Annotated in this window: 18 protein-coding genes and 1 pseudogene; 11 read left to right on the top strand and 8 right to left on the bottom strand. The window is 52.2% G+C overall.

Annotated elements, in window-relative coordinates; genetic code table 11:
* Positions 1–5: 5 nt before the first annotated feature.
* A complete protein-coding gene (locus tag LVQ76_RS15530) occupies positions 6–626 on the top strand; it encodes a TRIC cation channel family protein (RefSeq protein ID WP_151994993.1) in 621 nt (206 codons plus the stop codon).
* A 186-nt stretch (positions 627–812) separates the two neighbouring features.
* On the opposite strand, the gene erpA is transcribed toward LVQ76_RS15530, so the two are convergent.
* Together erpA and clcA are read right to left on the bottom strand one after the other, a co-directional pair.
* Complete coding sequence (erpA, locus tag LVQ76_RS15525; RefSeq protein WP_034460870.1) at positions 813–1,160, bottom strand: iron-sulfur cluster insertion protein ErpA; 348 nt, start codon at positions 1,158–1,160, stop codon at positions 813–815.
* Between the two features lie 82 nt (positions 1,161–1,242).
* Positions 1,243–2,664, bottom strand: coding sequence for a H(+)/Cl(-) exchange transporter ClcA (gene clcA, locus LVQ76_RS15520; RefSeq protein ID WP_232866178.1), 1,422 nt, complete (start codon positions 2,662–2,664; stop codon positions 1,243–1,245).
* A 138-nt stretch (positions 2,665–2,802) separates the two neighbouring features.
* On the opposite strand from clcA, the gene hemL reads away from it, so the two are divergent.
* Complete coding sequence (gene hemL / locus LVQ76_RS15515) at positions 2,803–4,083, top strand: glutamate-1-semialdehyde 2,1-aminomutase (RefSeq protein WP_232866176.1); 1,281 nt, start codon at positions 2,803–2,805, stop codon at positions 4,081–4,083.
* A 35-nt stretch (positions 4,084–4,118) separates the two neighbouring features.
* On the opposite strand, the gene fhuB is transcribed toward hemL, so the two are convergent.
* From fhuB to hrpB, 6 genes are all read right to left on the bottom strand, one after another.
* On the bottom strand, positions 4,119–6,104 hold the full coding sequence (gene fhuB, locus LVQ76_RS15510) for a Fe(3+)-hydroxamate ABC transporter permease FhuB (protein WP_232922012.1): 1,986 nt from the start codon (positions 6,102–6,104) through the stop codon (positions 4,119–4,121).
* Positions 6,101–7,000, bottom strand: coding sequence for a Fe(3+)-hydroxamate ABC transporter substrate-binding protein FhuD (gene fhuD / locus LVQ76_RS15505; protein WP_232866173.1), 900 nt, complete (start codon positions 6,998–7,000; stop codon positions 6,101–6,103). Before fhuD ends, fhuB begins: the two co-directional genes overlap by 4 nt.
* Positions 7,000–7,797, bottom strand: a complete 798-nt coding sequence (gene fhuC, locus LVQ76_RS15500) for a Fe3+-hydroxamate ABC transporter ATP-binding protein FhuC (RefSeq protein ID WP_232922011.1) — start codon at positions 7,795–7,797, stop codon at positions 7,000–7,002. The genes fhuD and fhuC overlap by 1 nt, the downstream gene beginning before the upstream one ends.
* 47 nt (positions 7,798–7,844) lie before the next feature.
* The gene (gene fhuA / locus LVQ76_RS15495) at positions 7,845–10,100 is read right to left on the bottom strand and encodes a ferrichrome porin FhuA (protein WP_232922010.1); all 2,256 of its coding nucleotides are present in this window, start codon (positions 10,098–10,100) and stop codon (positions 7,845–7,847) included.
* 212 nt (positions 10,101–10,312) lie between these two features.
* Complete coding sequence (gene mrcB / locus LVQ76_RS15490) at positions 10,313–12,868, bottom strand: bifunctional glycosyl transferase/transpeptidase (RefSeq protein WP_232922009.1); 2,556 nt, start codon at positions 12,866–12,868, stop codon at positions 10,313–10,315.
* Between the two features lie 79 nt (positions 12,869–12,947).
* A complete protein-coding gene (hrpB, locus tag LVQ76_RS15485) occupies positions 12,948–15,380 on the bottom strand; it encodes an ATP-dependent helicase HrpB (RefSeq protein WP_232922008.1) in 2,433 nt (810 codons plus the stop codon).
* Between the two features lie 72 nt (positions 15,381–15,452).
* Between hrpB and thpR the strand changes: the two genes are divergently transcribed.
* The 9 genes and pseudogenes from thpR (at position 15,453) to panD (ending at position 22,447) form a co-directional block, all read left to right on the top strand.
* Positions 15,453–15,992, top strand: coding sequence for an RNA 2',3'-cyclic phosphodiesterase (gene thpR, locus LVQ76_RS15480; protein WP_232866163.1), 540 nt, complete (start codon positions 15,453–15,455; stop codon positions 15,990–15,992).
* On the top strand, positions 15,993–16,697 hold the full coding sequence (gene sfsA, locus LVQ76_RS15475) for a DNA/RNA nuclease SfsA (protein WP_232866161.1): 705 nt from the start codon (positions 15,993–15,995) through the stop codon (positions 16,695–16,697).
* A gap of 188 nt (positions 16,698–16,885) precedes the next feature.
* On the top strand, positions 16,886–17,341 hold the full coding sequence (gene dksA / locus LVQ76_RS15470) for an RNA polymerase-binding protein DksA (RefSeq protein ID WP_064556776.1): 456 nt from the start codon (positions 16,886–16,888) through the stop codon (positions 17,339–17,341).
* A gap of 77 nt (positions 17,342–17,418) precedes the next feature.
* Positions 17,419–18,314, top strand: a pseudogene (gene gluQRS, locus LVQ76_RS15465) (tRNA glutamyl-Q(34) synthetase GluQRS).
* 56 nt (positions 18,315–18,370) lie between these two features.
* Entirely contained in the window at positions 18,371–19,768 is a 1,398-nt protein-coding gene (gene pcnB / locus LVQ76_RS15460) for a polynucleotide adenylyltransferase PcnB (RefSeq protein WP_226812135.1), read from the top strand.
* Positions 19,765–20,244, top strand: a complete 480-nt coding sequence (gene folK / locus LVQ76_RS15455) for a 2-amino-4-hydroxy-6-hydroxymethyldihydropteridine diphosphokinase (RefSeq protein WP_232922007.1) — start codon at positions 19,765–19,767, stop codon at positions 20,242–20,244. Before pcnB ends, folK begins: the two co-directional genes overlap by 4 nt.
* Before the next feature lie 66 nt (positions 20,245–20,310).
* A complete protein-coding gene (panB, locus tag LVQ76_RS15450) occupies positions 20,311–21,105 on the top strand; it encodes a 3-methyl-2-oxobutanoate hydroxymethyltransferase (RefSeq protein ID WP_232922006.1) in 795 nt (264 codons plus the stop codon).
* A gap of 13 nt (positions 21,106–21,118) precedes the next feature.
* Positions 21,119–21,973, top strand: a complete 855-nt coding sequence (panC, locus tag LVQ76_RS15445) for a pantoate--beta-alanine ligase (RefSeq protein ID WP_034460889.1) — start codon at positions 21,119–21,121, stop codon at positions 21,971–21,973.
* 93 nt (positions 21,974–22,066) lie between these two features.
* A complete protein-coding gene (panD, locus tag LVQ76_RS15440; protein WP_034460890.1) occupies positions 22,067–22,447 on the top strand; it encodes an aspartate 1-decarboxylase in 381 nt (126 codons plus the stop codon).
* The last annotated feature ends 5 nt before the right edge of the window (positions 22,448–22,452 follow it).

Genomic DNA, 22,452 nt, shown 5'->3' with positions numbered 1-22,452 from the left:
CCCACATGCTCGTCTATTGGCTGGACATCATTGGCACAGCCGTCTTTGCAATATCCGGCGTACTGCTGGCAGGTAAGCTACGTATGGACCCGTTTGGTGTTCTGGTTCTTGGCGTAGTGACAGCAGTTGGCGGCGGAACTATTCGCGATATGGCACTGGATAATGGCCCGGTATTTTGGGTTAAAGACCCAACCGATTTAGTGGTCGCAATGGTCACTTGTATGCTGACTATTGTGTTGATTCGACAACCGCGTCGGCTACCAAAATGGATTTTGCCAGTGCTCGATGCCGTGGGGCTTGCGGTGTTTGTGGGTATTGGGGTGAATAAAGCGTTTCTGGCTGGCACCAGCCCACTGATTGCTATCTGCATGGGCGTGTTGACCGGTGTTGGCGGCGGGATTATTCGTGACGTTTTAGCGCGTGAAATCCCGATGATCCTGCGTACCGAAATCTACGCCACGGCGTGTATTGCAGGCGGCATTGTGCATGCCACTGCGTATTACACCTTCCACGTTCCGCTGGAACAGGCGAGTATGATTGGTATGGTCGTCACCCTCGCAATCCGTCTGGCCGCCATTCGTTGGCATCTCAAATTGCCGACGTTTGCACTCGATGACAGACAATAGAGAATAAAAAAGCCGGATGACGCTTTCGCTTATCCGGCCTACAAGAATTTTTATAACTAACCATTTAAACCGAATAATTCGAGTTGCAGAAAGTCGACAAAGTCGTAAGTCCCCAGGAGCATAGATAACTATGTGACTGGGGCGAACGGGTGCAGTCGACGCATCTGCAGCTTGAAGTATGAAGGTTTAAACGCTGAAGGAGGAACCACACCCACAGGTGCTTTTCGCATTCGGGTTGGTCACCACAAAGCGCGAACCTTCCAGACCTTCAGTGTAATCCACCGCACCGCCTACCAGATATTGCAGGCTCATTGGGTCAACTACCAGCGCAACGCCTTGCTTCTCGATAGTCATATCGCCGTCGTTAATCTGATCGTCAAAGGTAAAACCATACTGGAAACCGCTGCAACCACCACCGGTGATGTATACGCGCAGTTTCAGATTCGGGTTCTCTTCATCCGCGATCAGGTTTTTTACTTTATTGGCTGCTGCTTCGGTAAACTGCAACGGCAGCACTGCTACGTCATCACTCATCATTTGCTCCCAACGAAATAAGAAGTCGGGTAAAGTTTAACCCAGCCTTTGGGGGTCATTATCTAATACCCGAGTAAATCGTTCAAGTATTCTCCCCGGCAGGGGTTTGCTGTTCTTTGTTCTGCTTTTCCGCTTCCTGTTTAGCAAGCGTACGCGCGAGAATCGAGGAGTATAGCGGTTTCCCACCCAGGAATTGTGCCAATAGTGTCGCGCCAAGGCAGGTAATAATCATTGGCAGAATGAGCTGATAATTGTCCGTCATTTCCAGAACCAACACTATTCCGGTCAATGGCGCACGCACTGATGCGGCAAACAACGCCCCCATTCCGGCGATGGCAAATGTCCCAACTTCAAGATGATAGGCCGGGAACCAGGCCGCACTAGCCATACCAAATGCAGTGCCAAGTAATGTGCCCAAAGCTAGCATAGGTGCAAAAATCCCGCCAGGCGCACCGGATGCAAAACACAGCAACGTGGTAATCACACGAGCAATAAAGATAAACAGCAGCATGCCAAGGGTGTAATTGCCTGCGGCGGCAATGGGGATCAGATTAAAACCGCCACCAGCCGCTGCGGGTTGGATAAGACCAAGGATCCCGCAAATACCGCCCAGCAAGCCACCGATAATCACCCATTTTTTCAGATTGCCGCCGTGAATACGCTGGAACATATCCTGAGTGCGGAACACCATCGCGTTAAAGAACACGCCGACGATGCCAAATACCATCCCCAACACCAGATACAACCACAGCGTGTTAACCGGCGCGTTAGCCAGTTTCCCGACTTCGATAACCGCATTTTCACCGTTAAAAATACGGAACACCACGCTCGACATAATCACTCCGATAAACACGGCTTTTATCGAAATCAGGTTATAGCGAAATTGCGGGCGCATCTCTTCAATGATGAACAGAATCCCCGCCAATGGGGCGTTAAATGCAGCGGATAAACCCGCTGCCGCACCGGTCGCTAACAGTGAATGGCGAGCTTCAGCACCACGCAAGCGGAAAATATCCAGCACCATGCGGCCGATATTCCCACCTAATTGCACCGTTGGCCCTTCGCGCCCGAGTACCATGCCAGCACCAAGTGTTCCCATGCCACCGATAAATTTAACCGGGATGACACGCCACCAGCGCACCGGACGCAACTCTTCCAGCGCCCCCTCAATTTCAGGGATACCAGAGCCCCCTGCTTCCGGCGCATAACGGCGCACCAGATAGTAGCCAACCATTGCCAAAAGCATTGAGCTAATGAATGCCAGCGGCCAGACAATAAGGCTGTGATCAGCCACATGAGCCAGCATTGCCAGGCGATTTTGTTGAACCCAGGTGACCGCTTTTTCAAAAGCGACACCCACCAAACCGGCTAACGTCCCTACTATCGCGGCCATGAAAAGAATAGCGACTGGAGTTTTATCCTGTCGAATTAGGCGACGCACCATGTCGCCCCTACGTAAGCGCACTACCTGTTGCGCTTCAAAAGAGGGGTGGGAGTGATTCATTAGGCTAATCATTTATTGGTAATACAAATCGAGTGGGCATTCTACTCTCTCGACGCGATTGGGCAAAACTTTCATAACTTCGGGCGTTTCCCTTAGAATAGTGCGTTGCCACAATAATACGAATCCTGGAGCCACTTCATGAGTAAGTCTGAAAACCTGTACGCTGCCGCACGCAAAGTCATCCCTGGCGGCGTGAACTCGCCGGTTCGTGCTTTTACTGGCGTCGGCGGTGTGCCGCTGTTTATCGAACGCGCTGACGGGGCTTACCTGTATGACGCTGACGGCAAAGCCTATATCGATTATGTTGGTTCATGGGGGCCAATGGTTCTCGGTCACAACCACCCGGCAATTCGCAATGCCGTGATTGAAGCGGTTGAACGTGGTTTAAGCTTTGGCGCGCCAACCGAGATGGAAGTAAAAATGGCGGAGCTGGTGACTGAACTGGTTCCAACAATGGATATGGTGCGCATGGTGAATTCCGGCACCGAAGCGACCATGAGCGCAATTCGCCTGGCGCGTGGCTTCACCGGCCGCGATAAAATCATCAAGTTCGAAGGCTGCTACCACGGCCACGCTGACTGCCTGCTGGTGAAAGCCGGTTCTGGTGCACTGACTCTCGGCCAGCCAAACTCTCCGGGCGTTCCTGCTGATTTCGCCAAACACACGCTGACCTGCACCTATAACGATCTCGCGTCCGTTCGCGCAGCGTTTGAGCAATATCCGCAAGATATTGCCTGCATTATCGTTGAACCCGTTGCAGGCAACATGAACTGCATTCCCCCAAACGATGACTTCCTGCCAGGCCTGCGTGCGCTGTGCGACGAGTTTGGTGCGTTGTTTATTATCGATGAAGTGATGACCGGTTTCCGTGTCGCACTGGCGGGCGCGCAGTCTTACTACGATGTAGAGCCAGACTTAACATGCCTGGGCAAAATCATCGGTGGTGGTATGCCGGTAGGTGCATTCGGCGGTCGTCGTGAAATCATGGATGCGCTGGCACCAACTGGCCCGGTTTATCAGGCGGGTACGCTTTCCGGTAACCCAATTGCGATGGCCGCAGGCTACGCTTGCCTGACTGAAGTCGCGCAACCTGGCATTCACCAGACATTGACAGAACTGACCGAAATGCTGGCAAACGGTTTGCTGCATGCAGCGAAAGAAGAAAACATTCCACTGGTCGTGAACAATGTGGGCGGCATGTTTGGTTTGTTCTTCACGGATGCGGAATCTGTGACGTGCTACCAGGACGTGATGGCGTGTGACGTTGAGCGCTTTAAGAAGTTCTTCCATCTGATGCTGGAAGAAGGTGTTTACCTGGCACCATCTGCGTTTGAAGCAGGCTTTATGTCAGTTGCGCATTCGAAAGAAGATATTCAGAAGACTATCGACGCTGCACGTCGGGTGTTTGCGAAGCTGTAATATTTACGCCCTCTTCAGTGAAGAGGGCGTGTTAATCACCGCGTCTGCTTACGCAGCAAATAGATGAAATAAGGCGCGCCGATAAAGGTCGCCAGTAAGCCCGCAGGCACCTGATCCGGGAAAAGGATCATTCTTCCGCACCAGTCCGCCGCAACCATCAGCATCCCACCTAATAACGCCGATATTATCAGCTGCGGCATCGCACGCCGGAACCCCAGCATACGCGCGATATGTGGTGCCATTAAGCCAACAAAACTGAGTGGCCCGACGGTCATCGTTGCCGCCGCGGTTAAGGTTGCAGCGAGCAAAAGCAGCGCAAAACGTGATGGTGTCAGCGCCATGCCGATTGCCCTTGCGGTCGCTCCGCCTAGCGGAAGTATCATCAACCAACGGCGACACAGCGGCGTCAGGGCAAAAAGAATCACCATTAGAATAAGCGTTCTGACGGCTTGATCGCCGGTAACGTTATACGTTGAACCAGAAATCCACGTCAGAATCCCCGCCATACGTGGATCGCCACTCGCCATCAGCAACATCAACAACATGGTAAACGCGGTACTCAGTGCCATCCCGGCGAGTAACATGCGTTGCGGGGAAAAACCGCCACGACTGGCTGTGATCATAATCACCAACAGCGTTACAGCTGCACCCAGGCTACCTGCCGGGAACAACCAACCGAATGCATTTCCAGGTACGATAAACAACATCACCACCACGCCGAATGCCGCACCAGAGCTGATACCTAACACTTCGGGGCTTGCCATCGCATTACCGGTCAGTCGTTGGATAACGCTGCCAGCAACCGCCAGCATCATGCCCGCAGTCAGTGCCGCTAATACACGTGGCCAACGCCACTGTAATAACTCATGGAATAACGAACCGCTTACCCAGTTCCAGCCATACGCATCGCGTCCAAGCGTTAGCGCAGTGACAAGAACCAAGGCTAACACACCGCTACCGACTAACACCCACCATGCCAGATGCTGGCGTTCGCTCGGAACGTTATCGCCCTGGTTCATCGCTGGCGTGCCAACAGTACGCAAGCGTGGTAGCAGCCACAGCAATAATGGTGCTCCAATAAGAGCGGTCACCGTACCGGTAGAGATCTCACGCCACACGCTGGTAATCCAGATAACTGATTGATCTGACAACCATAAAATCAATGCACCGATGATTGGTGCAAGGAATAAACGCGCAACCAGGCGACGGGCTCCGAGCATTTTCGCCAACAGAGGCGCGAACAGGCCGATAAAGCCGATAATCCCAACCGCATTAACCAACAGCGCACTGATGGCAATCGCCAGTACCAGCGTTGCGAGACGCACCATGGAAAGAGCCAGCCCAAGGTTACGCGCCACACCATCGTCGAGGCCCATCAATGTTAGTGGGCGCAACAGCAGCAGTGTTAACAGCAAACCGCCCACCAGGCGAGGCCAGAGGCCGTTGACGATGTCCCAGTCTTGTTGGTTTAACGAGCCAGTGCTCCACAGGAACATGTTCTGCAACTGGTCGTGATGGAAAATAGCCAGCAGCTGGTTTACTGCTCCGCAGTAAAGGCTCAGCACTAACCCTGCGAGGATCAGCGTGACCGGAGATAACCGCTTGCCCCAGGCGACGCCAAACACCAGTAGCCCCACAACGCCTGCCCCTACAAGAGCGGCAAACTGTTGTGTAGCAAACCCACCGGGCAATGCCCACAGTGTGGCAACCGTGATACCAAGTTGCGCGCCACTTGCCACACCAAGCGTAGTCGGCTCTGCAAGCGGGTTTCGTAACACTTGCTGGAATAACACGCCCACTAATCCAAGCCCTGCCCCAACTAACAACGAGATGGCAAGGCGCGGCAGCAAACTGTAGTGGAATAACATCTGATTGATGTCATCAATATTGGGCTGCCACCAGGCCGCACTCCACTGCGCAGAAGGCAACTGTGCATTCAGGTTGTGTAGCGTCAGCGCACAGGCAATAACAAAAAGCAGAGATAAAAGCAGCGCGGGGAGCAAAGCATAACGATGTTTCACGTCTGGCTCCCTATGGCTTTAGCAAGCGTAGTGGTGAAGTTCATGGCGGAAAGTGTCGCCCCGTAAAGCCATACTGGCGGGACGCGTTGGAAGCGGTTTTGACGAACAAAAGGCATCGAGTTCCACAATGGTGTTGCGGTTACGCGGGCCATTTCAGCATCGTTATTATGATCAAAGCAGATAACATCGGCGTCTTTGACTTCGGCTAAGCGCTCAAGACCAACGACTGCGCTGCCCCAGAAGTTGGTTTCACCTGCCCACGCGTTTTTCACGCCTAGCAACTCCATCACCTGTTGGAACAGACTGTTTTTGCCAATAACCAGCGCGTGGCGGGAATCTAACAATGTCATCAGCAAGACGGGCTTATCCCCGCGGGAAGCAAAGCGGGGTTTCATCTGCTCGATAAATTGATCAAATTTCAGCAGGTGATCGCGTGCTTCCTGCTGCATACCTAATTTTTCGCCCAGTTCTGTCAATGACTGGCGAGCAACGGTCAGCGGTTTCCCGGAACCATCGTTGAAACTAAAACCCAGTCCCGGTGCGATACGCGCTAACTTTTCCGGTGATGGGCCGTAGCCGGCAGAATAGAGAATCAGAGACGGTTTTAACTGTGTCAGAAGTTCAAGATTTGGTTCGGTGCGTAAACCCACTTCAATTATGCCATCGGGCAGTTTCGGCTCGCCGACCCAGGCTTTGTAATTGGTGGTATCCGCCATCGCGTAAGGCGTTATCCCCAACGCCAGCATCAGTTCCACCGGTAACCATTCCAGAGCAACAATGCGCTGAGGATCGATTGAGGCCGCATGTACATTGCCCATTTTGAGCAACAGCGGTGAGAGCGCCAGTGCCGTTAACAACTGGCGACGGCTCAGCAAAGGGTTAATCAGCTCACTCATCAGTAGACAAAGCTCACCGGAGCAGCACCCGCCGGATGCGGCAGAATGCCCATCGGGATGCCGTAAATCTGTTCCAGCGTTTCACTTTGCATCAGTTCTGCAGGAGAACCCTGCGCAATCATTTCACCACCACGCAATGCAACAAGATGATCGCAGTAGCGAGCCGCCATATTGATATCGTGCAAAACGGCAATTACCGTCAGACCGCGTTCCTGGCTAAGACGATGTATCAGTGCCAACACATCAACCTGATGGGCAATATCCAGCGCTGATGTCGGTTCATCCAATAACAGGCAGCGACTATCTTGCGCCACCAGCATGGCAATCCACGCACGCTGGCGTTCACCACCGGAAAGGCTATCTACCAGACGATGAGCAAAAGGTTTCAATCCAACTAAAGAGATAGCTTCTTCAACCAGTTCTCTGTCCGCCACGCCAAAACGACCAAGCGCACCGTGCCACGGATAGCGACCAATCGCCACCAGCTCACGTACAGTCATCCCTTCAGCCGCCGGGAGTTGCTGCGGTAAATATGCGACTTTGCGCGCAAATTCCTTACTGCTCCAGCTATCCAATGGTTGATTGTTAAGACTGATTTCCCCATCAGAGGACTTCTGATGGCGGCCAAGCATTTTCAGCAGTGTCGATTTGCCGGAGCCGTTGTGTCCAATCAGGCCGGTGACTTTTCCGACAGGAAAGGTCATCGACAGAGGATGGAGAAGCGTGCGACCGGGTACGCGGAAGGTAACGTCAGTGAGGCTAAACGTGGTATCGGGATGAACGAGTTTGTCCTGCATGGCAGCCATCTTTGTTGATGGGCACGGCGAACCGTGCCCGAATGCACTTAGAAGCGGAATGTTGCAGTCGCAACAACCTGACGCTCAGCGCCCCAGAAGCAACCGTAAGTGTTGAAGCAACTGGCTACATATTCACGATCGAATAGGTTATTCACGTGAACAGCCACGTTGGAACCAGCCATACCAACACGCGCCAAATCGTAGCGCACCAGGGCATCGACAACGGTATAACTTCCCACTTTGAAGGAGTTCGCCGGGTCGCCATAGCTGGATCCGGTGAAGCGTCCACCAGTGCCTAACGTCAGACCAGACAGTGCGCCATCAAAGAAGGTGTAGTCAGCCCACAGTGAAGCCATATGTTTTGGCACCTGTGCTGGCGTGTTGCCTTTGTAGTTGGTATCCGTGGTGTACTCAGCCTCGGTGTAGGTGTAAGAACCAACCACGTTTACGCTCGCAGACAGTGCCGCTTTCGCTTCAACTTCAACGCCACGCGCACGAATTTCACCACCTTCAACCGAGAAGAATGAGCCCGCAGGGTCAGCCATCAGGTTGTTGGTTTTGGTCAATTGGTACACCGCGCCGGTCAATACAATCGGACGATCGCTCGGCACATATTTCAGGCCCGCTTCATACTGCTTACCTGTAGAAGGTGAGAAAAGATTACCCTGCGCGTCGGTCTGTGAAGCAGGTTCAAACGATTCACTGTAGCTGAAATACGGTGTGATACCGTTATCAAACAGATAGTTAACACCACCACGCCAGGTAAACTGAGTGTCATCGCGTTTGGAAGTGGTACCAGCCACGCGGTTGTAGGATTCCTGATCGGCCCAGTCATAACGACCGCCCAACGTCACCAGCACTTTATCCCATTGCGCCTGGTCCTGAACATAGAGGCCCGTTTGCTTCTGTTTGTTCAATACCTGATACGCGCCTGACGGCCCAGGGTGTGAACCGAAATCGAAATCGCTGCTGTCAATGTTGTAGATATCGGATGGCGCAACGGAACCGGCATAGCCAAACCAGGAATCGATGTCATTGCGCATGCGCATGAAGTCAACGCCGGTCAACAGCGTGTGATCGACAGAACCAGTGGCAAACTTGCTTTGCAGTTGCGTATCAACAGAGAAATTCTCTAATTTCTCATTATCGATAACATACTGACGGGTCAACGTATGGCCCCACTCGGACTGCGGAACGTTAGCGCAAGGACTGGTTTTCGGATCTTTCGAATAGAGCGGATCGGAACACATACCGTAACCGTACACGCTATTCTGCGACACTTTAACTTGCGCGTAACGCAGGTTCTGACGCACCGCGAAGGTATCGTTGAATTCGTGGTCAAAGCTGTAGCCAACCATTTTCTGGTTGCGCGAGTATGTATTGTTTTCTGCACCTTCATTGAAGTCAGTAGGCAGACGATCGCCGTTTGGCAGCGGATCGACCGTTCCCTCTTTTGGCAGCCAGCCGTAGTAACCGGTTTCCGGTTCATTCTGGAAGTAAGAGAGGAAGGTAAAGTTAGTTTTGTCATCAGGACGCCATGAGAAAGACGGCGCGATGGTATAACGCTGCTCTTCAGCACGCTCCTGCTGAGCATTGTTCGAACGAGCCAGACCCGTTAAGCGGTACGAGTACACGCCGTCGTCATCTATTGCATCGCTGAAGTCAAAGCCGGTCTGGAACAGGTTATCGGTGCCCATTTTGAACTGGATCTCTTTCAGCGGTTCCGTGGTCGGACGCTTACTTACCATGTTCAGCAAACCACCCGGGCTGCTTTTTCCGTACAGAACGGAAACCGGACCACGCATGATTTCAGCGCGCTCCAGCATATAAGGATCTACCACCGCGTCGTTATAGAAGTTGCCCTGCATCTTCATACCGTCGAGGTAGTTATTCTGACTCTGACCATCCGCCGCAAATCCGCGAATCACCAAATAGTCATAAGTATTTGAAGCGCCACGAGTTCCCACAGCAACACCTGGGGTATAGCTCAATGCTTCTTTCACCGATCTTGGTTGATGTAACGCCATCTCTTCAGCGGTCACCACAGAAATAGACTGAGGTACCTTTTCAATAGGCGTATCGGTTTTGGTCCCGGTCGCAGACTGACGCGCCGCGATGGTGGCCGCAGGTCCCCAGGCACTCTCTTGCGGGGCTGAGGCAGAAACAGTGATGGTGTCTTCTTTAGTAGTTGTGTTGTCTGCTGCAAAGCTTGATGCACTCACGCCACTGACGGCGGCCGCAACAAAGAATGCAAGTTTACGGATTGAGGTGTTGACTGGTTGTCCAGTTCTTAAACGCGCCATTGGTTTTTCTCTGATGAAGTAGTGACGAATGATAACGTAAACGATAATTATTATTAGCCGCAGAATAATAGACGAAACGGAAAGTGCATAGCAAGCAGGAAACGCCCCTGGTAAGCGCGAGGGAATAATAATTAACCAGAGTGATTGCATGGGATTAATAAAAAAGAAAAGCCCCCGTGGTAAACGGAGGCTTTATGGAAAAACCTTGAGGTTTATTTGCTGCCGAACATGTCCTTAATCCAACCTGCAACACCATCACTTGATTCAGGCTGCTGCTGCGGTTGTTGTTGCTGTTGTTGCGGCTGCTGAGTCTGTGGTGGCTGTGACTGACTAAACGGATTGTTGTTCTGCTCAGCCTGCTGGCTTTGCTGGCACAACCCGTCCGGATTAGTGGTCCACACTGGCAACACACGATCCCCGCCACCGCCACACTGGAAGTAGCCTGCGCTATCAACGCCCATATCAACGATGTCTTCCGGTGGATTAAGTACCAGCGGAATTGGCGTCTGGTTAGCCAGATAACGTTGATAAAGCGACATCGCCCCGCTCGCACCATACAACTTGGTCGGCTGGTTGTTGTCACGCCCTACCCATGTAATGGCGACTTCTTTGCCATCAATGCCCGCAAACCAGGTATCCACGTTATCGTTGGTGGTACCCGTTTTTCCTGCTAAGTGCAGGTTCGGATATTTGCCACCTAACGCACGACCAGTACCGCGAGCCATAACCTGCTGCATGGTAAACAGCGTCATGTATGCGGCCTGTGGTGGAACAGCCTGCTCCGCCTGTGGGAAGCTTTGGTACAGCACGGTGCCATCTTCAGCAATAACCGAACGCAAGGCTGAAAGCGTTGCCCGGTTGCCGCCGCTGGCGATGGTCTGGAATGCCTGAGCCACTTCAATTGGCGTCAGGTTCAGCGCACCCAGCAACATCGCAGGAACCGGATGTAACTGGTTCTGCGGCACGCCAAGCTTGACCCAAGTGTCGGTGACCGCAGGCAGGCCCAGCGCCATCCCCAGGTTGACGGTTGGCACGTTCATGGAACGCGTCAGCGCATCCACTAGCATGACCTTGCCGCTCTCACTGTAACGACGGTCATCGTTTTGTGGCGACCACACTTGCCCGTTCGGTTGCTTCAGCGCGATTGGCGCATCGGCAATCCAGGTATTCAGACGGTAAGCGTCCGGCTGGCTTAATGCCGTCAGATAGGTCGCTGGTTTTGCCAGAGAACCGATAGAACGGCGTGCCTGCATCGCGCGGTTAAAGCCCGCAAACTGCGTTTCCGCTCCGCCGACCATCGCACGAACTTCACCGGTTGAACGGTCAACAATGACCATTGCCGCTTCAAGATCTTTCAGTTTGCGCGAGTTACGCAGAACCGGAACCCCTTCACTCACCGCTTTTTCTGCCGCATCCTGAGAAACGGAGTCGAAAGTGGTGAAGATCTTCACGCCGGACAAGTCTTTAACTTTGTCGCCAAGTTTGGTCTGGAGCTCATTACGAACCATCTGCATAAAAGCAGGCTGCGGTGAAATCACACCACCACGCGGTTGCACACCCAGAGGGCGTGCGCTCAGCATGTCGTAAAGTTCCTGGTCAATCACCTTCTGCTCTTGCAGCAAGCGCAATACAAGGTTACGACGTTCCAGCGCCAGTTTCGGGTTACGCCATGGGTTATAAATCGACGCGCCTTTTACCATGCCCACCAGCAATGCTTGCTGATCGAGGCTCAGTTCTTCTACCGGGCGGCCAAAGTAATACAGGCTCGCCAGTGGGAAACCGCGAATTTCATTGTCACCGCTCTGGCCGAGGTACACCTCGTTCAGGTACAGCTCAAGGATGCGATCTTTGCCGTAACGCGCATCCATGATCAGCGCCATGTACGCTTCGTTCGCTTTACGCCAGTAAGAACGCTCGCTCGATAAGAACAAGTTTTTGACCAACTGCTGCGTCAGCGTACTTGCGCCCTGCACGGTACGGCCAGCAGTCAGGTTCGCCAGCACCGCACGGCCAATGGAGAAGAAGCTAATCCCATCGTGCTCATAGAAATGGCGGTCTTCTGTTGCGATCAACGTGTCGACCAACAGCTCCGGGAAACCGGTGCGCGGCACAAACAGGCGCTGTTCACCGTTCGGTGAAGACAACATGGTGATCAAGCGTGGATCCAGACGGAAGAAACCGAAGCTGCGGTTGTTATCCATGTTCTGGATGGATTCCAGATGGTCACCATCAAAATTCAGACGTGCGCGGATCTGCCCTTCTTTACTGTCAGGGAAATCAAACGGACGGCGGATCATCTCAATGCTGTTGCCCTGTACCGTAAACTCACCAGGGCGCGTCATCTTCGTCACCTGACGGTATTGGGTCGCTTCCAGCAGGTTAACCATCTCTTTTTTGCTGTACGGCATGTCTGGTTCAAGGTTCACCATACGGCCATAGACTGCCGCCGGGAGCTGCCAGACTTTCCCATCAATACGGGTACGGATCTTCTGATCCAGGTAAACACCGTAAATCACGAACAGCACAGCAAAGACAACAAACAGTTTTACCAGGAACCAGAACCAACGGCGCTTTTTACGTGGCGGGCGGCCATTGCCATTGCCACTACCTTTTCCTTTACGTGGCGGCATCGGTTCCTCGTCTTCATAATCATCATCGTAATCCGCGTCATATTCCTCTTCACGGACACGACGACGGCTTACTTTCTCTTTCACAGGACGTGAAGGTTTTCCTTTACGTCCAATCGGTTCGCGGTCATTCCCCGCCATTGCTTTCTCCACCAAAAATAAGGCGCACGGCCTGATTCTCCTCATCTCAACTCAAGTCGAAAGAGGAAATCTCTCAAAGTTATTGGTACTTTTTGGTACGCCGCGTAGGCAGCGCGTCTGCTGGCGAGTCCGGCCAGACGTGTTTTGGATAACGTCCTTTCATCTCTTTTTGCACTTCCCGATACGCACCGTTCCAGAATGCGGTTAAATCACGCGTAATCTGCAATGGGCGCTGTGCCGGGGAGAGCAACTCCAGAACCAGTGGCACACGGCCTTCGGCAATCACCGGAGTTTGAGCTTCACCAAACATTTCTTGCATACGCACCGCAAGAACTGGCGGGTTTTCATCATCATAGCGAATGGCTATCTGGCTTCCAGTCGGCACAGTGTAATGAGTTGGCAGCGCACTATCCAGACGTACGCGTGCGTTCCAGTCGATCAGGTTCTGTAACGCCCGTGTGACATCAATGTTTTTTAACGCGCGAAGCGAGTGTACACCATGCAGTTCGGGTAATAACCAGCGGTCTAAATCACGCAGCAATGCCTCGTCTGACACGTCTGGCCATTTAAGTTCTGGCAACCATTTTGCTGCACATACCAGGCGTGTTCTTAACTGATGCGCATGTGCCGGCCAGTTAAGCACTGACAGACCTTTCTCACGAATACCATTAAGCATTGCCTGGTGGAGCTCATCTTCGGAAGGTTTCGCCAGTGGCTGAACTTTCACTACAAGTTTGCCTATCTGAGTGCGGCGAAACGCCTTTAAAGTACCTTGAGTTTCATCCCACTCAACGGTGTCACTTTCGGTCAGCAACGCCGGGCACTGTAGCGTTAGCGACTCAATATCCAGCGGGATAGCCTGCAAAATACGCGCATCAGGCGTATTGCTGCCCTGCAATAATAGCGGTGCTAACAGCCATTCGTAGCGAGTTAGCGGATCATCCTGGTTAAGCATCGCGCCCATGCCGTTAGCTAGCTGGTAACGACCATCCAGTCCACGACGACGGGCAATTCTGTCGGGGAAAGCTTGTGCCAGTAACGGTGCGGCAAGAGAAAAATCTGCTTCTCCACCACGGCTGTTAAGACGCTTAAGAAGCTGAGAACTACGCTGCTGCCAATTCTCCTGACGTCGGCTAAAAGCGTTACGCAAATCACTGTCCTGACCACGTGGTGGCTCCTCAAGAATCGCGACAAGCCGTGCAGCGGTTGCCTGTTGGTCGGCATCTTTAGCGTTAACCAGCATCGCGGCCAGACGAGGTTCGTTACCCATGTTCGCCATTTTTTGGCCGACTGGCGTGAGTTTGTTTTGCTCATCGAGCGCTTTGAGCTGGCGCAACAGGGTTCTTGCAGCCACTAAATTGGCGACAGGCGGTGCATCAAGCCAGGTCAACTGGTCCGGTTCCTGGCAACCCCATTGCAGTAAATCGAGTAGCAGGCCAGAGAGGTCGCTTTGCAGGATTTCTGGTTCACTTTGCAGGCTCGCGCGTTCTGCCTGCTCGGCGCTGGTTAAATGCAAACAGATGCCAGGCTCAAGACGACCCGCTCGACCGGCGCGTTGAATCATCGACGCCTGGCTAATTCGTTGGGTGATAAGCCTTGTGAGCCCAGTGCGAACGTCAAAACGCGCGACGCGCTCCTGGGCGCAATCCACCACCAGGCGAATACCTTCAATCGTCAGGCTTGTTTCGGCAATGTTAGTCGCCAGCACCACTTTGCGAGTGCCGTTTGCCGCCGGGAGAATTGCTTTGCGCTGTTCGCTTAAAGGCAGTGCACCGTATAACGGACAAAGCTGAATATCACTTGTGACGCGCTCTTGCAGCTGTTGCATAACACGCTGAATTTCACCCACTCCGGGTAAAAACAGCAACAGAGAGCCCGACTCATCGCGCAGTAAATTCGCCACGGCAATGGCAACGGCTTCATCAAAACGCTGATGAGTAGAGAGCGGGCTATAGCGGCGCTCGACAGGAAAAGCTCGCCCTTCAGAACTGATTACCGGAGCTTCCGGTAAACATTGCTGAAGGCGCGCATTATCAAGCGTTGCCGACATAATCAGCAGTTTAAGATCGTCACGTAACCCTTGCTGGACGTCGAGTAACAACGCCAGCGCCAGATCGGCTTGCAGGCTACGTTCATGGAATTCATCGAGGATCACCAGCGCAACACCTGAAAGCTCAGGATCGTGCTGAATCATGCGCGTCAAAATACCTTCGGTTACCACTTCAAGCTGAGTGTTCGGCCCAACACAGGTTTCGGCACGCATCCGGTAGCCGACTGTTTCACCAGGTTTTTCACCCAATAACTCAGCCAGGCGCTGTGCAACATTACGCGCAGCCAGGCGACGTGGTTCCAGCAGTAGAATGCGACCGCCTAGGTTTGCCTGCCGTAAAATCTGCAACGGTAGCCACGTCGATTTACCCGCCCCCGTTGGGGCGCTCAGTAAAACCTGGGACGCATTTTGCAAGGCGTTAAGAATATCGGGTAGCACTGCGGCAACCGGTAATGACGGCACAAACGGCTCCAAACGGGTATGATGCGAAGTTCGCTATTGTAGCATCAAGCCAATTCATAACGAGAGACCACTATGGCTGAAACTCGCCGTCTGTTTTTTGCCCTCGAATTACCTAAAGAGGTACAACAACAGATTATCCAGTGGCGCGCCACACAGTTTCCAGAAGATTCCGGGCGACCGGTCGCTGCTGCAAATTTGCACCTGACGCTCGCCTTTTTAGGTGATATCAGTGCTGAAAAGCAAAAAGCACTCAGCCTGCTCGCCGGGAGAATCCGCCAAAGCAGTTTTACCCTGACAATTGATGATGCAGGGCAGTGGTTGCGGTCAAACGTGGTGTGGATTGGCCCACGTCACGCCCCTTTAGGACTTATTCAACTTGCGAATATGTTACGCTCCCAGGCGGCGCGCAATGGTTGTTACCAGAGCCCGCAGCCTTTTCATCCGCATATCACGCTTTATCGCAATACACCGCGCGCGGTTTCTATTCCTCCACCCAATTTTCGCTGGCAATACAAAGTTGAAGACTTCGTATTGTATGAGTCAGTTTTCAAGCACGGGCGAACGCATTACCTGGAGCTACAGCGCTGGTCATTAAGCAATAAGGAAGAGTAAATGGAGTTTAGTCCCTCACTACAACCGGCCACACTCATCAAACGCTATAAACGCTTTCTTGCCGATGTCGTTACGCCTTCCGGTGAAGAATTGACGCTACATTGCCCAAACACCGGCGCGATGACCGGATGTGCAACACCTGGCGATACAGTGTGGTATTCCACATCAGATAGCCCGACTCGAAAATATCCCCATACCTGGGAAATAACCCAGACGCAAAACGGCGAGTTTATTTGCGTTAATACGCTGCGCGCTAATGCGGTCGTGAAGGAAGCATTAAGTTCGGAAAGCATTTCAGAATTAATTGGTTACACAACCATTAAAAGTGAAGTGAAATACGGTGCAGAGCGCAGCCGCATTGATTTTATGTTACAGGCAGATTGCAAGGTTAACTGCTATATTGAAGTAAAATCAGTCACGTTATCAGAACAAGGAAATGGCTATTTTCCGGATGCCGTAAGCCTGCGAGGGCAGAAGCATTTGCGAGAGTTGATGAACGTGGTTATGCAGGGCGAACGCGCGGTGCTGCTATTTGCAGTATTGCATTCTGCTATCACCCAGGTTTCCCCGGCACGCCACATCGATGCCAAATACGCGCAATTATTATGCGAGGCGCAACAGTGTGGAGTTGAAGTTATCGCTTATAAGGCTGAACTTTCAGCCCTTGGGCTTACTCTAATTTCGCCGTTGCCTGTCTGTTTATAATTTTTTAATAAAGAGCAGTTAACGTTTGTCTGTTTTGTGTGCTGGTGGCTCGCGTAAATACGCTTTTCTTCACAGGCTTGTCAAGAGAGGAATTTATATAATTGCCATCCTGAAAAGCATCTGCTATTTATAGCGGCCTGATTTTCCCCCGAACAGGGGACCGATAGTGCGTGTTAAGGAGAAACAACATGCAAGAAGGGCAAAAGCGTAAAACATCGTCCCTGAGTATCCTCGCCATCGCTGGGGTGGAGCCATATCAGGTGAAAGCGGGCGAAGAGTATATGAACGAAGCCCAGCTGTCGCACTTCAAGCTTATTCTTGAAGCCTGGCGTAGCCAACTTATGGATGAAGTTGATCGCACGGTAACGCATATGCAAGACGAAGCAGCAAACTTCCCGGACCCGGTAGACCGTGCAGCCCAGGAAGAAGAGTTCAGCCTCGAACTGCGTAACCGTGACAGGGAACGTAAACTGATCAAGAAAATCGAGAAGACACTCAAGAAAGTAGAAGACGAAGACTTCGGTTTCTGCGAGTCCTGTGGTGTTGAAATCGGCATCCGCCGTCTCGAAGCTCGCCCGACAGCTGATTTGTGCATTGACTGTAAAACGTTGGCAGAAATTCGCGAAAAACAAATGGCCGGTTAACGGCTCGCAATTTCAGATTACTCATAATGGCGGGATACTCTCCCGCCTTATTTATTTCTGGCCTACCGCAGCAAATCATGAACACACCGCACTACATTGGGCGCTTTGCCCCCTCACCTTCGGGTGAACTCCATTTCGGCTCGTTAATTGCCGCACTCGGCAGCTACCTGCAAGCACGCTCAAAACAAGGCCAATGGCTGGTACGTATTGAAGATATCGATCCGCCACGTGAGGTACCGGGCGCTGCTGCTACTATATTGCGGCAACTGGAACATTACGGTTTGGAGTGGGATGGTGACGTTTTATGGCAATCCCAACGACACGAAGCCTACCGCGAAGCACTCTCATGGTTACATCAGCAAGGGCTGAGTTATTACTGCACTTGCACGCGCAGCAGAATTCAGCAAATTGGCGGTTTTTACGATGGCCATTGCCGCACGTTAAACCATGGTCCTAATAATGCCGCGTTGCGTTTAATGCAACATCACCCGGTATTAAGTTTTGAAGATAAACTTCACGGGACGTTAATAGCCGACGAACAACTGGCTCGTGAAGATTTCATCATTCACCGCCGGGATGGGTTATTTGCCTATAATCTTGCTGTGGTAGTGGATGATAATTATCAAGGTGTGAGCGAAATTGTACGTGGCGCAGATTTAATTGAGCCAACGGTAAGACAAATTTCGCTGTATCAACAATTTGGTTGGACGGTGCCTGATTACGTGCATTTGCCCTTAGTACTTAATGAGAATGGGGCAAAACTTTCTAAGCAAAATCACGCGCCAGCCCTACCGCAAGGCGATCCACGTCCGGTTATTCATGCTGCGCTGGCATTTTTGAATCAACCAGAAATTGCCCATTGGCAAGATTTGACGCTCAACGAGTTACTCAGTCAGGCGGTGCAAACCTGGTCGCTTGAGGCTATTGAACCAGGCTCGGCGTGAATACGCCATTCTCAAATGCCACGCACTGAGCTATGATTAGCCGCTGTTTTTTTTGTCCCTATGATTGACACTGCCGAGGTGTACTATTTTTACCCGAGTCGCTAATTTTTGCCGCAAGGTGCTTAACCGCGATGACGTCGTGGTCGAGGAGATTGAAGATCTCCCGCAAATCACGGTAATTCCGCGTGACCAGCACGCTCTGTCCCGCAAAGATATCAGTGAAAATGCCCTCAAGGTGCTCTATCGTCTGAACAAAGCAGGCTACGAGGCTTACCTCGTGGGCGGCGGTGTCCGTGACCTTTTGCTCGGCAAACAGCCGAAAGACTTTGATGTCACGACCAGTGCTACGCCAGATCAAGTGCGTAAACTGTTCCGCAACTGTCGTCTGGTGGGTCGTCGCTTCCGTCTGGCGCACGTGATGTTTGGGCCGGAAATCATCGAAGTTGCTACTTTCCGTGGTCACCACGAAGAGCAAAAGTCTGACAAACAGACTTCGCAGACCGGTCAAAACGGTATGTTGCTTCGTGACAACATCTTCGGTTCTATCGAAGAAGATGCACAACGCCGCGATTTCACAATCAACAGCCTCTATTACAGCGTGGCTGATTTCTCTGTTCGCGATTATGTCGGTGGCCTGCGTGATTTACGCAATGGCGTTATCCGTCTGATTGGCGATCCTGAAACACGCTACCGTGAAGACCCTGTACGTATGCTTCGTGCAGTGCGCTTTGCAGCCAAGCTGAATATGACGATTAGCCCGGAAACTGGCGAACCAATTCCGCGCTTAGCGACCTTGATTAACGATGTACCACCTGCTCGTTTGTTTGAAGAATCACTGAAACTTCTGCAAGCTGGCCACGGTTATCCAACTTACGAATTACTGCGCGAATATCAGCTGTTCCAGCCGTTATTCCCGACCATCACCCGCTACTTTACCGAGCAGGGTGACAGCCCGATGGAACGCATGATCGTTCAGGTGCTGAAGAATACCGATAACCGCATTCAGAATGATATGCGTGTTAATCCGGCCTTCTTGTTCTCTGCCATATTCTGGTATCCGCAACTTGAGATGGCCCAAAAGCTGACTCAGGAAAGTGGCCTTGCCTATATGGACGCTTTTGCACTGGCGATGAACGAAGTGCTGGATGAAGCTTGCCGTGCGCTGGCGATTCCAAAACGTATCACCACGCTGGTTCGTGATATCTGGGGCCTGCAGCTTCGCCTGTCACGCCGCCAGGGAAAACGCGCATGGAAGCTGATGGAGCATCCTAAATTCCGTGCAGCTTACGATTTGCTGGCACTGCGTGCTGAAGTGGAAAATAACCAGGAATTACTGCGCCTGACCAAATGGTGGGGTGAGTTCCAGGTTGCAGCTCCGCCGGCACAGAAAGATATGCTCGATGTTTTAGGTGATGAGCCAGCAGTACGCCGCCGCCATCGTCGTCCACGCAAGCGTGCACCACGCAGCGGTGGAAGTGCATGACGCTTGCGTACATCGCACTCGGCAGCAACCAGGCGTCTCCGCTTGAGCAAGTGACTCATGCGTTAGACGCCATTGCAACCATTCCGCAAAGCCGGGTGGTTGCAACATCTTCGTACTACCGCACTCCGCCGCTCGGCCCGCAAGACCAACCTGATTATCTCAATGCTGCTGTTGCCCTGGAAACCGAACTGTCTCCTGAAGCATTACTGGCCCATACTCAACGTATTGAGTTGGAGCATGGTCGCGTGCGCAAAGCTGAACGCTGGGGGCCACGCACGCTTGATCTCGACATTATGCTGTTCGGTAATCTGACTGTCGCAACACCAACGCTTATCGTGCCGCATTATGATATGAAAAATCGCGCGTTTATGTTGATTCCGCTGCTGGAAATTGCACCTGACTGCACCTTCCCCGACGGCAAGCGCGCCGCTGATATTTTAGATACTCTCTCCCAGGATGGGATTACGTTTTGGTAACCACGGACGTGTTCTGTTTGCTAATGTAGCGATTTGACCTCTCATTCTTATTTCTCTGGGATTGCCATGAAACCAATCACCATGTCTCAGTTGCGCCAGTGGAAACAGGCTCAACGCAAATTCGCCACCATCACCTCTTATGATTTCAGCTTTGCAAAACTGTTTGCCGATGAAGGCATTGGTGTGCTGCTGGTTGGCGATTCATTAGGGATGACTGTTCAGGGGCACGACTCCACTTTACCCGTTACCGTGGAAGATATTGCCTACCACACTCGCGCGGTACGTCGTGGTGCTCCAAACTGCCTGCTGCTTGCAGACCTGCCATTTATGGCATATGCCACACCTGAACAAGCGTTTGCCAATTCAGCCATCGTTATGCGCGCTGGTGCTAATATGGTCAAAATCGAAGGCGGACGCTGGTTGGTTGAAACAGTCAAAATGCTGACCGAACGTGCCGTTCCGGTATGCGGGCATTTGGGCCTGACGCCGCAATCCGTGAACATCTTCGGTGGCTATAAAGTCCAGGGACGTGATGAGGCAGCCGCACAGACACTATTCGATGATGCCGTGGCACTCGAAGCGGCAGGTGCACAATTGTTGGTGTTGGAATGTGTTCCGGTCGCTCTGGCAAAACGCATCACTGAAGCGCTGAGCATTCCGGTCATCGGTATTGGCGCGGGTAATGTCACTGATGGACAGATTCTGGTTATGCACGATGCATTTGGTATCACCGGTGGCCATATTCCAAAATTTGCCAAAAACTTCCTTACAGGAAACGGCGACATGCGAGCCGCGGTACGCCAGTACATAGCTGAAGTTGAATCAGGCACCTACCCAGGTGAAGAACATAGTTTCCACTGACAGGAGAAGGGTTGTGTTGATTATCGAAACGATACCGCTGTTACGTCAGCAAATCCGCCGCTGGCGCCAGGAAGGCAAGCGCATCGCACTGGTGCCGACCATGGGCAACCTGCACGACGGCCATATGAAACTGGTCGATGATGCGAAAAGCCGCGCCGATGTGGTGGTTACCACCATTTTTGTGAACCCAATGCAGTTTGACCGTCCGGATGATTTAACTCGCTACCCGCGCACCTTGCAGGAAGATTGCGAGAAACTAAACCGTCGCAAAGTCGATTTGGTGTTTGCCCCTGCCCCAGCCGATATTTATCCACAAGGACTGGACTCACAGACCTTTGTTGAAGTCCCTGGGCTTTCTACCATGCTCGAAGGCGCAAGTCGCCCAGGCCATTTCCGTGGCGTCTCTACCATTGTCAGCAAGCTCTTTAACATGGTGCAACCTGATATCGCCTGCTTCGGTGAGAAGGATTTCCAGCAAGTCGCCGTGATCCGCAAGATGGTGGCGGATATGGGCTATGACATCGAAATTATCGGCGTGCCAACGGTTCGCGCAAAAGATGGCCTGGCACTGAGTTCACGCAACGGTTACCTAACTGCAGAACAACGCAAAATTGCCCCAGGTTTGCATAAAGTGATGCAGTCTCTGGCAGATAAACTGCGGTCTGGTGAGCGTGATACCGAAGAAATGTTGGCTATCGCCGCCACCGAACTGAATGAAAAAGGTTTTCGTTCTGACGACCTACAAATCCGCGATGCCGATACCTTGTTAGAGCTGAACGTTGAGAGTAAACGTGCGGTGGTATTAATGGCTGCATGGCTTGGTCAGGCGCGTTTGATTGATAATATTCAGGTTGATCTGGCGCAGTAGACAGCATTCATAAATCGGGCAATACTGCCCGCTTATATTCATAGAGCTGATAAAATCAGCTCTATTCGGACCCCGTAATAAAGGTTTAATTTTATGATACGCACCATGCTGCAAGGCAAACTTCACCGTGTCAAAGTGACGCAGGCGGATTTGCATTATGAAGGCTCCTGCGCCATCGATCAGGACTTCCTTGAGGCGGCAGGCATTCTGGAATATGAAGCCATTGATATTTATAACGTCACCAACGGTAAGCGTTTTTCAACTTACGCTATCGCGGGTGAGCGCGGTTCAAAAATCATTTCGGTGAATGGTGCTGCAGCGCATTGTGCTGATGTGGGCGACATTATGATTATTGCCACTTACGTGACTATGCCAGATGAGCAAGCACGCACCTGGCAGCCGAAAGTCGCCTATTTCGATGGCGACAACGAAATGAAACGTCTCGCGAAAGCCGTACCGGTTCAGGTTGCATAACAACC

The organism is Buttiauxella cochleicola (assembly GCF_021283185.1).
GTDB lineage: Bacteria > Pseudomonadota > Gammaproteobacteria > Enterobacterales > Enterobacteriaceae > Buttiauxella > Buttiauxella massiliensis.
The sequence above is the reverse complement of the archived record's forward strand: the minus strand, read 5'-3'. Positions and strand labels throughout refer to the sequence as shown.